Here is a 12236-nt window from a genome sequence, read left to right on the forward strand (position 1 = left end):
CCGCCAGCGTTCGTCCTGAGCCAGGATCAAACTCTCCGATAAAGTAGTTTGACTGACTACGCACATCGCTGTGCGATTTATAAAAATGAATTAACAGGTACGTTTTGTCTTGTTTAGTTTTCAAAGAACTTTGCGTACTTCTCTCGAAGCGACTACTTAATAGTAACATTTTTAGTTAACTAGGTCAACACTTTTTTGAAAAAGTTTTTACTAGTAATAATTGCTACGTTTGCGTCTTTTAAAAGACAACAAAAATGATTATACCATAATTTTTAAGACTGTAAAGAGGTATGAAACAAAAAAGCGCAGCTATTTCAGCTGCGCTTTTTCTCACACTTCTTCTTGTTCTTCTTCATTCTCATCTTCTTCGTTTTTCTCTACTAAAGCCACTGTAGCAACATGTTCTTCTTCTGCCATTCTGATGAGACGCACACCTTGAGTGACACGTCCGGTGATTGAGATATCATTGATGTCCATTCTGATGAGTACACCGCTGGCTGTAATAATCATTAGATCCTCTTCACCTTTAGTAGCTTTCACTGCTACTAGTTGGCCGTTGTTCTCGGTGATTTTTGCTGTTTTAAGCCCTTTTCCGCCCCGGCTTTGGGTTCTGTACTCTTCAGCCGGAGTCCGTTTTCCGTACCCTTTTTCAGTTACGATAAGGACGTGTGATTCTTCCTCTAATATCTCCATGCCGACAACAACGTCGTCATCTGTCAGGGTGATGCCTTTTACGCCTGCCGCAGTTCTTCCCATCTCCCGGACATCTGTTTCAGGGAAACGGATCAGTAAACCGTTTTTCGTTCCGATGATGATTTGTTTTGTACCATCAGTCAGACGTACACCCATCAGTTCATCATCCTCACGAAGACTCAAAGCGATTAGACCATTGTTGCGGATATTAGCGAATTGAGACAGCGAAGTTCGTTTTGAAACCCCGTGCTTTGTTGTGAAGAAAAGGTAAAGCTCTGCATTGAATTCCGTGACTGGAATAATCGCGTTGATCCACTCACCCTTTTCTACTTCAAGCAGGTTAATAATCGGGATTCCTTTTGCCGTTCTGCCGTATTCAGGGATTTCATACCCTTTTGCACGATACACTTTCCCCTTGTTTGAGAAGAAGAGAATCGTGTCATGAGTTGACGTAGAGATCAAATGCTCAACGAAATCATCTTCGTTTGTTCCCATTCCCTGTACACCTTTACCGCCTCGTTTTTGACTGCGATAAGTTGATGCAGGAAGACGTTTGATGTACCCGTTGTGTGTCAGAGTGACGACGATATTTTCTCTCTCAATGAGATCCTCATCTTCAATTGTCTCGAGTCCAGAAGTGACGATCTCAGTACGTCTTTCATCGTTAAAACGCTCTTTGATTTCCATGAGTTCTTCACGAATAATCTCAAGCACTTTATATTCATTTGCCAAGATGTCTTTTAGCTCTGCAATTAATTTAACAAGAGATTGGTATTCTTCTTCGATCTTTTCACGTTCCAGTCCTGTTAAACGCTGGAGCCTCATATCAAGGATCGCTTGTGCTTGCTTCTCTGTCAGTGAGAATTGTTCAATTAAACCTGTTCTCGCAATTTCAGCCGTTTGAGAATTACGGATAAGGGAAATAACTGCATCGAGATGATCCAGAGCAACTCTCAAGCCTTCCAGGATGTGAGCTCTCGCTTCCGCTTTACGCAATTCATAAGCAGTACGGCGTCTGATTACGACTTTTTGATGGTCAAGGTAATACTCCAGGCATTGCTTAAGAGTTAAAACTTTCGGCTGACCATCAACAAGTGCAAGCAAGTTGATACCAAAAGATGTTTGTAGAGCAGTTTGTTTGTACAGATTGTTTAAGATGACATTTGCATTAGCATCACGTCTAATTTCAATGACAATTCTCATACCTGTACGATCTGACTCATCACGCAGATCCGTGATGCCCTCTATCTTTTTATCCCTAACGAGATCAGCAATTTTCTCGATTAATTTCGCCTTATTTACTTGGTAAGGTAACTCTGTAACAATAATTCTTTCTTTACCTGAAGATGTTTGTTCGATCTCAGCTTTTGCCCGAATCGTAATAGAGCCTCGGCCAGATTCGTATGCTTTCCGTATACCGCTTCGTCCCAAGATTTGACCCGCAGTCGGGAAATCAGGGCCTGGAATGACTTCCATAAGCTCTGGAATTGTAATGTCCGGATTCTCACTGACAGCAAGTACACCGTCAATGATTTCCCCCAGCTGGTGCGGAGGAATGTTTGTTGCCATACCTACCGCAATGCCGGCAGCACCGTTCACGAGCAGATTTGGGAACCTCGAAGGCATAACGACAGGTTCTCTTTCTGAACCGTCATAGTTGTCCTGATAATCGATTGTGTCTTTTGTGATGTCTCGAAGAATTTCCATCGAGATTTTAGACATTCTTGCTTCTGTATAACGCATGGCAGCCGCTGAGTCCCCGTCAACAGAACCGAAGTTTCCGTGACCGTCAACGAGCATATAACGGTAGTTGAAATCCTGAGCCATTCTGACCATGGATTCATATACCGCTGAATCACCGTGCGGGTGGTATTTCCCGATAACTTCTCCAACGATACGCGCGGATTTTTTATAAGGCTTGTCACTGGTCATGCCTAGATCATTCATTGCATATAAAATCCGTCTATGAACCGGTTTTAAACCGTCACGAACATCCGGAAGAGCACGGGACACGATAACGCTCATTGCATAATCCAAAAAGGACGTACGCATTTCCTGACTGATATTTATTTCACGAACTTGTGGTGTGTTTTGTTCACTCATTAAAAAACCTCCCTGAAGTATCACATGAAATATGTGGGAGTAGATTGTCCATTATGACCTTCAATACGATTTCACTATTCTCCATTATATCAATAAACTTATGATTATACACATTAAATTGCTAGAATATATAGGTATTGCAAGCATTGCTGCATCTGATCTTATTCAGAAAAAAGCCTTATTTCTTATTGGAAATAAGGCTTTTTATGATTAGATGTCAAGATTTTTAACGTATCTCGCATTTGCTTCTATGAAGTTACGGCGCGGTTCTACTTTGTCGCCCATCAGCATTTCGAATGTCTCATCCGCATCCATTGCATCTTCAAGAGTTACCTGAAGCAGTGTTCTAGAGCTAGGATCCATGGTTGTCTCCCATAGCTGGGTGGCATTCATTTCACCAAGACCTTTGTAACGCTGCAATCCAGGCTTAGGTGTTTGAGGAAGCGTTTTTAACAAGTCTTCAAGCTCCTTGTCATTGTACGCATATTCAACACGTTTCCCTTGTTGAACCTTGTAGAGAGGCGGTTGTGCAATATACACATAGCCATTTTCGATAATTTGGCGCATATATCTGTAAAAGAACGTTAACAGCAGTGTTCTGATGTGCGCGCCGTCAACATCGGCATCTGTCATAATGACAACTTTATGGTAACGGGCTTTCTCTAGATTGAAATCTTCCCCGATACCTGTGCCAAGTGCTGTGATCATAGAGCGAACTTCGTTGTTAGAAAGGATCTTGTCCAATCTTGCTTTTTCAACGTTCAAGATTTTACCTCTAAGCGGCAAAATAGCTTGGAAATGTCTGTCGCGTCCTTGTTTAGCAGATCCACCGGCAGAGTCACCCTCTACGATATATAACTCGGAAATGCTCGGATCTTTCGAAGAGCAGTCCGCTAGCTTACCGGGAAGGTTTGAAATTTCCAAAGCGCTCTTGCGGCGTGTAAGTTCACGCGCTTTTTTCGCAGCCATTCTAGCTCTTGCCGCCATTAAACCTTTATCGACAATTTTTTTGGCCGCATCTGGATTTTCCAGCATAAATGTTTCCATTGCCGCAGAAAATAACGTATCAGTGATGGTCCGCGCTTCTGAGTTGCCTAGCTTTGTTTTCGTTTGGCCCTCAAACTGCGGATCAGGGTGTTTGATTGAAATAATCGCAGTCAGCCCTTCTCTTACATCATCTCCGCTTAAGTTAGGGTCATTTTCTTTAATAAGCCCTTTTTTTCTGGCATAGTCGTTGATAACACGAGTCAGGCCCGTTTTGAAGCCAGCTTCATGGGTACCGCCTTCGTACGTGTTAATGTTGTTCGTAAACGAGTAAATGTTGCTTGTGTAGCTGTCATTATATTGTAAAGCCACTTCAACCGTAATGCCGTCCTTTTCGCCTTCAATGTAAATCGGCTCTTCATGGACAACTTCTTTAGAACGGTTTAAATACTCTACATAACTTTTAATTCCGCCTTCGTAATGGTACTCGTTTTTGCGCTCTTGCCCTTCACGTTTATCTTCTATCGTGATGTTTACGCCCTTTGTCAAAAAGGCTAATTCACGCACGCGGTTGGCAAGCAGATCATAATCATACTCAGTTGTTTCTGTGAAAATTTCAGGATCCGGGACAAAATGTGTCGTCGTTCCTGTATGATCCGTTTCGCCAATGATTTCAAGGTCTGAAACCGGAACTCCGCGTTTATAGATTTGGCGATGAATTTTACCGTCACGGTGAACCGTCACATCAAGCTCTGTTGATAGTGCGTTTACGACCGACGCACCTACACCGTGTAATCCTCCGGATACTTTATAGCCGCTTCCGTCAAATTTCCCTCCGGCATGAAGCACCGTCATAATGACTTCTACCGCAGGACGGCCCATTTTTTCATGAATACCGACTGGAATACCGCGGCCATTATCTACAACCGTGATACTGTTGTCTTTTTCGATTTGGATATTGATATCTGTACAATAACCGGCGAGGGCTTCGTCAATACTATTGTCGACAATTTCCCATACCAGGTGGTGAAGGCCTTTGCTGTTTGTCGAGCCGATATACATCCCCGGTCTTTTACGAACAGCTTCCAATCCTTCTAATACCTGTATCTGATTTTCATCATAACTGTTTTGCTGCTGTTCCATAGCCACGTCATTCACCTACACTTTTCTAAACGATATATTCGTGATAAAAATTTCTAAGAATCTATTTCAAACATAAATTGCGCACGTTTTTTTAATGTGCTGGAAGATAAGGGAGAGTAATATATATTCTGAACCGTGACTACGATAGATTTGGGCGTGCCGTTTACGGAAGGCACCACCTTGTGTTTCTGTTTTTTCAGAAATTCTTCAACAATAGGCGACATGTTGGCTTTAAAGTCAAAAATGCCGACAATATCTCTTGTTGAAACCACAAAGTCATCACCTAAATGAATATACAATTGCTCACCTCATTTCTTCACTTCACTAACGCACCATTTTGCACACGGAACATTCCTGCTTGACGTAAGGTTTCGTGATCAATGCCATCAACGCTTGTCGTTGTGACAAACGTTTGTACACGGCCTTGGATCGTATGAAGCAAGTGCGACTGGCGATAATCATCCAGTTCACTCAGTACATCATCCAATAGTAAAATGGGATATTCTCCGATTTCTTCATGGATCAGGTCAATCTCCGCCAGCTTAAGGGACAACGCCGTTGTTCGCTGCTGTCCTTGAGAACCATACGTCTGCACATCGCGTCCGTTCACATAGAAAAGGACATCGTCACGATGAGGCCCTGACAAAGTAACACCGCGCTCAATTTCTTTTTCTCTTAATTTAGAAAACGCTTCTTGATAGCTATCTCCTATTTTCGACAAGTCTACGGGATCTGATACATCAAGAGCTGTATGGTACTTCAAGGTCAGTTCTTCAAGCCCTCTTGAGATGCCTGCATGAACGGGCTGCGCCCATTTTTCAAGCTGTGCTGTAAACTGCAGGCGTTTTACGACGACTTTTGCTGCAACTTCCACAAGCTGATCGGTCAAAACATCGAGCATCGTCCGGTCTGTTTGTTTTCTTGTTTGCAGCTGTTTCAAAAAATGATTCCGCTGGGAAAGGATTTTCTGGTAAAGAGAAAGGTCATGAAGGTAGACGGGAGAAACCTGTCCGATTTCCATGTCAAGAAACCGCCTTCTCACTTGAGGGCTTCCCTTTACAAGATTTAAATCTTCCGGCGCAAACATAATGGTGTTGAGGGCCCCGACATACTGGCTGAGCTTTTGCTGTTCAATATGATTGACCTTGCCCTTTTTACCTTTTTTGGAGATGACGAGCTGCATCGGGATCGCCCCGTTTTGCTTCATCACTCTTCCCTCTATTTTAGCATAGTCTTTGTCCCACCGTATAAGTTCTTTGTCATTTGATGTCCTGTGCGATTTCGCCATGGACAAGACATAGATCGCCTCCATGAGGTTTGTCTTCCCCTGGGCGTTTTCACCGATGATCACATTTACTTTATTTTCAAATTGAAGTTCAGCATGGTCGTAGTTGCGGTAAGATGTCAGTTCTAAGTTCTGGATATACAATCAGTGTCACCCGCTTTAATTGACGACTTGAAATGAACCAAATCCTTCAATCTCTACCACATCTCCAACATACAGCTTTCTGCCTCGGCGGTTGTCCGGCTCGTTGTTCACAAGCACTTCATGCTCGCTTAAAAACCACTTCGCCATACCGCCAGACTGAATCACATCGGCTAATTTTAAGAATTGTCCGAGTGTAATCATCTCTGTATCAATTGAAATCGGATTTGCCATTATATCGACCTCTTTCAAATATCACTAATATCTAATTGTACTAAAAAAAAACGAATTAGGGAAAGGGAAAACTTGTCGGAGCAGTTACCGAATAGAAAAGCTGCCGACGGGTCGGCAGCAGTGTATCGGATTAATAGGTTCTGACAGGAAGGATAAGCTGTACAATCGTTTCATCATTCGGCGTGCGAATTAGGAAAGGTCTCATTGCACCTGTAAAGCTTACGCGTATTTCTGCTCCTTCAAGCACCTTTAGTGCATCCAGCATATATTTTGGACTAAAAGAGATATTTAATTCCTCACCCTCAATTTGATCCGCAACAATTGCTTCCACAACTTTACCGATTTCAGGGGAATTAGAAGAAATTTCAATGGATTCAGCCGGTTTTGCGGACAGCTTTACCACGTTGTTGCGTCCCTCTCTGGCTAAAAGGGATGCACGATCAATGGCCTGAAGGAATTCTTTTGTGTTCACAATGATTTCTGTTTTGCTGTCTTGCGGAATCAGACTGGTTGTGTCTGGATAATTTCCGTCCAGAAGGCGTGAGAAGAATAAGACGTTTTTCGCTTTAAACAGAACTTGGGTTTCTGTGATGACGATATCTACGAGTTCCTGATTGTCATCCAAAATCTTGCTGAGTTCAGTTAAACTTTTTCCCGGAATCACGACGTTATAAGATCTGTCTTCTGGAATATCAAGTTTCGCTTTTCTTAATGCAAGACGGTGACTATCCGTCGCCGTGCATAATAATTCACTTTGCTCCACTTTCCAGTTTACACCTGTCAAGATAGGACGTGTTTCTGAGGTGGACACTGCGAATACCGTTTGTCTGATTAAATTTTTTAACAAATCAGTTGGAATCTGAATCGCATGATGTTCTTCAATCTGCGGCAAGTGAGGATACTCATCAGCATCCAGTCCGTTTAGATTAAATTCAGCTTTACCAGAACGAATAATCGTCAAATACTGATTTTGTACTTCGATTTCTACAGTTGCCATCGGCAGTTTTTTTACAATTTCGCTAAAAAAGCGAGCTTGCAAAACGATGCTTCCGGGTTGTTCGATAGTGACAATTTCTTTATCTCCTTCTTCTTTTGGAATGAAGGATTCAATAGATATATCTGAATCACTTCCTGTAAAGGATACGCCATCATCAGATGCAACAATTTTAATACCAGTCAGAATAGGAATCGTAGTTCTGGATGAAACTGCTTTTAATACATCTTGGACACTTTCAACAAGACGATCTTTTTGAATCGTGAATTTCATTTTTATCCTCCTAACGGATAATGTATTAATATATATATTTTTAAAAAATAGTAGAAGTAATAGTAGGGCCTGTGGATTTGTGGATAAGTTGTGAAAAAGACAGGAAACACAGCCTATCCACATGTGGACAGACTGTGTATGACTTCCGAAAAGTTATTCACACTTTCCCCGATTGATCCCCGGTCCTGCTATTTAAGCTGTTCTTTAATTTCTTTTACATGCTGCTGAAGCTGTTCGTCATCTGCCAGCAGTTTTGAAATTTTTTCATGCGCATGAATAACGGTTGTATGATCACGTCCTCCAAACTCTTCGCCGATTTTAGGAAGAGAGGAATCAGTCATTTCCCTTGATAAGTACATGGCGATTTGACGCGGAAAAGCTACTGACTTTGTCCGTTTTTTTGCTTTGAAATCCTCGAGTTTAATATTAAATTGCTGGCCTACTACCCTCTGAATTTCTTTTATCGTAATGACTTTAGGTTTTGAGGAAGGAATAATATCTTTCAGCGCCTCAGCGGCCAGATCAGCATTAATATCTTTATTAATTAAAGACGAGTAAGCAACAACTCTGATTAATGCGCCTTCGAGTTCCCGAATATTGCTGTCGATTTGATTCGCGATGTAAAGCATAACCTCGTTTGGAATATCGAGGCCCTCTGCTTTGGCCTTTTTTCTTAAAATCGCAATTCTCGTTTCCAGATCAGGCGGCGTGATATCTGTAATCAGGCCCCATTCAAAACGTGAGCGCAATCTGTCTTCAAGTGTCGGAATTTCCTTTGGAGGCCGGTCACTTGAAATGACGATTTGTTTGCTTTCTTCGTGCAATGTGTTAAATGTATGGAAAAATTCTTCCTGGGTTTGTTCTTTCCCCGCTAAAAATTGAATATCATCTATCAAAAGCACATCAACATTTCGATAGCGATTGCGGAAGTCGACGGCTTTATTATCTCGGATAGAGTTGATGAATTCGTTTGTAAATTTCTCAGAAGACAGATAAACCACTTTGGCAGAAGGATTATGATCTATTACATAATGACCGATCGCATGCATTAAGTGTGTTTTCCCTAAGCCGACGCCCCCATAGATAAATAAAGGGTTGTAAGCTTTCGCGGGTGCTTCCGCTACTGCGAGGGAAGCAGCGTGTGCAAATCGGTTTCCAGATCCGATGACAAAAGTATCAAAAGTATATTTAGGATTGAGCATATTTTGAGGAAAATCAGATGTATCTTCTTTGACCGCTTTTTTGACTTGCGGTTTCGGCATAAAGTCCTCAACATCTTGATTTTGAGGAATGACAAACTTAATGCTCAATTCTTCCCCGGTTAATTCATATATGGTATCTGCAATCAGATGCAAGTATCTGGACTCCAGCCAGTCTCTGGCAAATTCATTGGGAGCCGTGATCGTTAATGTATCTCCTTGCAGTGAGTGGGCTTTGGTTGACTTCATCCAAGTCTCAAAACTCGGTTTGCTCAACTTTTTTTCGATTTGAGCAAGGGCTTGGTTCCACAGGTCTAATATATTTTCCATCTTCCGGCACGTCCCTCCTTTTCATAGAAAATGGCGTCTTTCTCTGTTATAGAACACAAAAAAAGAGCAAATGGCGCTTACCATTCGTACACATTAAATGTTGAAAACATATAATATAGTAGATAAATAGCTTTTCGACAAATTTCACAACTTGTGGACAACCTTCTACACAAGCTGTGTGAAATCAATCCACAACTTATCCACACTTTGTGGATAAAGAGGAAAGGCAAGATTAGTAATCAAGAGTTAAAACACAAATATAATACCAAAATAAACGAGAGCTTGCAATGGTTGTCACAATCTTATCCACAAAGCGGACAACCTGTTGAAAAAATATTGTCCACAGGGGTTGGTAATGTGAAAATGTTGTCGATAACCTTTGTGGATATTAAAAAAAGTCGAAAAAGATATCCACACGCGGGATTTTAGGGGCAAATTGTTTGGATTTGTCTTTTTTTCGTTAAATTAAGGAATCTAAAAAATAAGGTTTCGAAAGTTGAAAAGGTATGGTATCCTATTATGGTTGCAAGAAATAAAAGCACTAGTAAAGTTGACAATGAATAGGTAACGCAAATATAATAAGTAAGACTGTCTTTAACAGCTATTCCTCGAGGGAGGTGTCATAAATGAAAAGAACATTCCAACCGAATAACCGTAAACGCAGCAAAGTTCATGGCTTCAGAAGCCGTATGAGTTCAAAAAACGGTCGTCTAGTTTTAGCACGCCGTCGCCGCAAAGGCAGAAAAGTATTATCAGCTTAGGCCACTGAATAATGTCAGTGGTCTTTTTTCACGTTATGGGAAAAGATAGATGTGATGCGTAATGAACCGGGGCATGCTTCCTGGTTCAAATGCATCTCATTTTCATAATAAATTTTAAAAGTTTCTGCCAGCCAGTATCGGAGTGAGTCATTTGAAGAAGCGAAATCGTTTAAAGAAAAATGAAGATTTTCAAAAAGTGTTTAAACACGGGACATCAGTTGCAAACCGCCAGTTTGTCTTATATACGCTTGATCAGCCTGAAAATGATGAGCTGCGTGTCGGGCTTTCCGTCAGCAAAAAAATTGGCAATGCTGTGATGCGAAATCGGATCAAACGTTTGATTCGGCAGGCCTTTCTTGAAGAGAAAGAGAGATTGAAGGAAAAGGACTACATCATTATTGCCAGAAAACCGGCGAACCAGCTGACATATGAGGAAACGAAAAAAAGCCTCCAGCATCTATTCAGAAAGTCTTCATTATATAAGAAATCTTCGTCAAAGTAGGCATCACCACTGCTTTCTTACAACTTTTAAAAGCGCTTCCTTTCTGGTTGATCAGAAAAAGACACCATTTAAAACTGAAAGATGCTAAAATACATACAAGTATGCTTTGCAATAAAAGAGTGTAAAGATTAATTATAGGAGGAAATGTTGTTGAAAAGGAGAATAGGGTTGCTATTAAGTATGGTTGGCGTATTCATGCTTTTGGCTGGATGCTCGAGTGTGAAAGAGCCGATCACTGCAGATAGTCCGCATTTCTGGGACAAGTACGTAGTATATCCATTGTCTGAGCTCATTACGTATGTAGCGAAATTGACGGGAGATAACTACGGACTTTCAATAATTCTTGTTACCATTTTAATTCGTTTATTAATTTTACCGCTGATGATTAAGCAGCTGAGAAGTTCGAAAGCGATGCAGGCTTTACAGCCGGAAATGCAAAAGCTGAAAGAAAAATACAGCTCAAAGGATCAAAAAACACAGCAAAAGCTTCAGCAGGAAACAATGGCTTTATTCCAAAAGCATGGTGTTAATCCATTGGCGGGATGTTTCCCGATTTTGATCCAGATGCCGATTTTAATTGGATTCTATCATGCGATCATGAGAACACAGGCGATTTCAGAGCATAGCTTCTTATGGTTTGACTTAGGAGAAAAGGATCCCTACTATATTCTTCCTATCGTTGCCGGTGTTGCTACATTTGTTCAGCAAAAACTGATGATGGCGGGCAATGCGCAGCAAAATCCGCAAATGGCCATGATGCTCTGGATTATGCCAATTATGATTATCGTATTTGCGATCAACTTCCCGGCGGCTCTTTCTCTTTATTGGGTAGTCGGTAACTTGTTTATGATTGCGCAAACTTTCCTCATTAAAGGGCCTGATATTAAAAAAAATCCTGAGCCGCAAAAAGCCGGAGGAAAGAAAAAGTGAGGAATGTGACTGCTGCAGGGCGAAATGTCGATGAAGCAGTACAATCCGGATTGCAAGAGCTGGGATTAACGAGGAATAAAGTAGAAATTACTGTGATTGAAGAGGGACACAAAGGGTTTCTCGGTATTTTCGGTAAAAAGCCGGCGGTCGTCAAGCTAGTTGAAAAGATTGATCCGATTCAGCAAGCGAAGTCTTATCTTCAAACGATCGCCGAAGCCATTGCCGGGAAGTCTGATGTGACTGTTCAAGAAAGTAAAAAGGCAGTGAGATTCCATATAACAGGTGAAAAAACGGCATTGTTGATTGGGAAAAGAGGGCAAACCTTAAATGCTCTTGAAACATTGACACAGCTTGTCCTTAACCGTTATCCAGGCCAATATAAAAATGTGACGGTGGATGCAGAAAACTATCGTTTGAAAAGAAAAGAAACACTGAGCCAGCTGGCCATCAGGCTTGCTGATCAGGTTTTGAAAACGAAAAAAGCAATCAAGCTTGAGCCTATGCCATCCAGTGAAAGAAAAGTTATTCATGATACTCTTTCTGGATATGCAAACCACCAGATCAAAACATATTCAATGGGTGAAGGCGAAAATCGCCATCTCGTTATTTCCCATAAAAAATAGCATAAAACCGAAGTCCGGTAAAAATCGGATTTCGGTTTTTT

General features: G+C 41.4%; 11 protein-coding genes. 4 read left to right on the forward strand and 7 right to left on the reverse strand.

The window, feature by feature from the left end:
- Positions 1–330 precede the first annotated feature (330 nt).
- The 7 genes from gyrA to dnaA all read right to left on the reverse strand — a co-directional run bounded on the left by gyrA (position 331) and on the right by dnaA (position 9379).
- Positions 331–2796: a DNA topoisomerase (ATP-hydrolyzing) subunit A gene (gene gyrA, locus BLL41_RS17375; RefSeq protein ID WP_071578814.1), complete on the reverse strand. Its 2466-nt coding sequence runs from the start codon at positions 2794–2796 to the stop codon at positions 331–333.
- Positions 2797–3006: 210 nt separating this feature from the next.
- Positions 3007–4923, reverse strand: coding sequence for a DNA topoisomerase (ATP-hydrolyzing) subunit B (gene gyrB / locus BLL41_RS17380; protein WP_071578815.1), 1917 nt, complete (start codon positions 4921–4923; stop codon positions 3007–3009).
- 53 nt (positions 4924–4976) lie between these two features.
- Positions 4977–5222 carry an extracellular matrix regulator RemB gene (gene remB / locus BLL41_RS17385; protein ID WP_003219266.1) on the reverse strand — a complete coding sequence of 82 codons (246 nt, stop codon included), beginning with the start codon at positions 5220–5222 and terminating at the stop codon, positions 4977–4979.
- A 17-nt stretch (positions 5223–5239) separates the two neighbouring features.
- Positions 5240–6352, reverse strand: coding sequence for a DNA replication/repair protein RecF (recF, locus tag BLL41_RS17390; protein WP_040081112.1), 1113 nt, complete (start codon positions 6350–6352; stop codon positions 5240–5242).
- A 15-nt stretch (positions 6353–6367) separates the two neighbouring features.
- The gene (gene rlbA, locus BLL41_RS17395) at positions 6368–6583 is read right to left on the reverse strand and encodes a ribosome maturation protein RlbA (protein WP_003219264.1); all 216 of its coding nucleotides are present in this window, start codon (positions 6581–6583) and stop codon (positions 6368–6370) included.
- 130 nt (positions 6584–6713) lie between these two features.
- Entirely contained in the window at positions 6714–7850 is a 1137-nt protein-coding gene (dnaN, locus tag BLL41_RS17400) for a DNA polymerase III subunit beta (protein ID WP_003242509.1), read from the reverse strand.
- A gap of 188 nt (positions 7851–8038) precedes the next feature.
- On the reverse strand, positions 8039–9379 hold the full coding sequence (dnaA, locus tag BLL41_RS17405) for a chromosomal replication initiator protein DnaA (RefSeq protein ID WP_003242674.1): 1341 nt from the start codon (positions 9377–9379) through the stop codon (positions 8039–8041).
- Between the two features lie 626 nt (positions 9380–10005).
- Here dnaA and rpmH point away from each other — a divergent pair.
- From rpmH to jag, 4 genes are all read left to right on the forward strand, one after another.
- Positions 10006–10140, forward strand: a complete 135-nt coding sequence (gene rpmH / locus BLL41_RS17410) for a 50S ribosomal protein L34 (protein ID WP_003178075.1) — start codon at positions 10006–10008, stop codon at positions 10138–10140.
- 151 nt (positions 10141–10291) lie between these two features.
- Positions 10292–10642 (forward strand): ribonuclease P protein component, encoded by a 351-nt coding sequence (rnpA, locus tag BLL41_RS17415; protein ID WP_071578816.1) that lies wholly within the window; start codon positions 10292–10294, stop codon positions 10640–10642.
- Positions 10643–10786: 144 nt separating this feature from the next.
- The gene (gene spoIIIJ / locus BLL41_RS17420; RefSeq protein ID WP_010886648.1) at positions 10787–11572 is read left to right on the forward strand and encodes a YidC family membrane integrase SpoIIIJ; all 786 of its coding nucleotides are present in this window, start codon (positions 10787–10789) and stop codon (positions 11570–11572) included.
- On the forward strand, positions 11569–12195 hold the full coding sequence (gene jag, locus BLL41_RS17425; protein WP_071578817.1) for an RNA-binding cell elongation regulator Jag/EloR: 627 nt from the start codon (positions 11569–11571) through the stop codon (positions 12193–12195). Before spoIIIJ ends, jag begins: the two co-directional genes overlap by 4 nt.
- Positions 12196–12236 lie beyond the last annotated feature (41 nt).

Origin of the sequence: Bacillus sp. FMQ74 (genome assembly GCF_001875785.1) — a bacterium.
Taxonomy (GTDB): Bacteria; Bacillota; Bacilli; order Bacillales; family Bacillaceae; genus Bacillus; species Bacillus stercoris.

Bases quoted from the DNA above. Each gene is read 5' to 3' on its own strand.
- gyrA (WP_071578814.1), bottom strand. From the start codon at position 2,796: ATGAGTGAACAAAACACACCACAAGTTCGTGAAATAAATATCAGTCAG.
- gyrB (WP_071578815.1), bottom strand. From the start codon at position 4,923: ATGGAACAGCAGCAAAACAGTTATGATGAAAATCAGATACAGGTATTA.
- rlbA (WP_003219264.1), bottom strand. From the start codon at position 6,583: ATGGCAAATCCGATTTCAATTGATACAGAGATGATTACACTCGGACAA.
- dnaN (WP_003242509.1), bottom strand. From the start codon at position 7,850: ATGAAATTCACGATTCAAAAAGATCGTCTTGTTGAAAGTGTCCAAGAT.
- dnaA (WP_003242674.1), bottom strand. From the start codon at position 9,379: ATGGAAAATATATTAGACCTGTGGAACCAAGCCCTTGCTCAAATCGAA.
- rpmH (WP_003178075.1), top strand. From the start codon at position 10,006: ATGAAAAGAACATTCCAACCGAATAACCGTAAACGCAGCAAAGTTCAT.
- spoIIIJ (WP_010886648.1), top strand. From the start codon at position 10,787: ATGTTGTTGAAAAGGAGAATAGGGTTGCTATTAAGTATGGTTGGCGTA.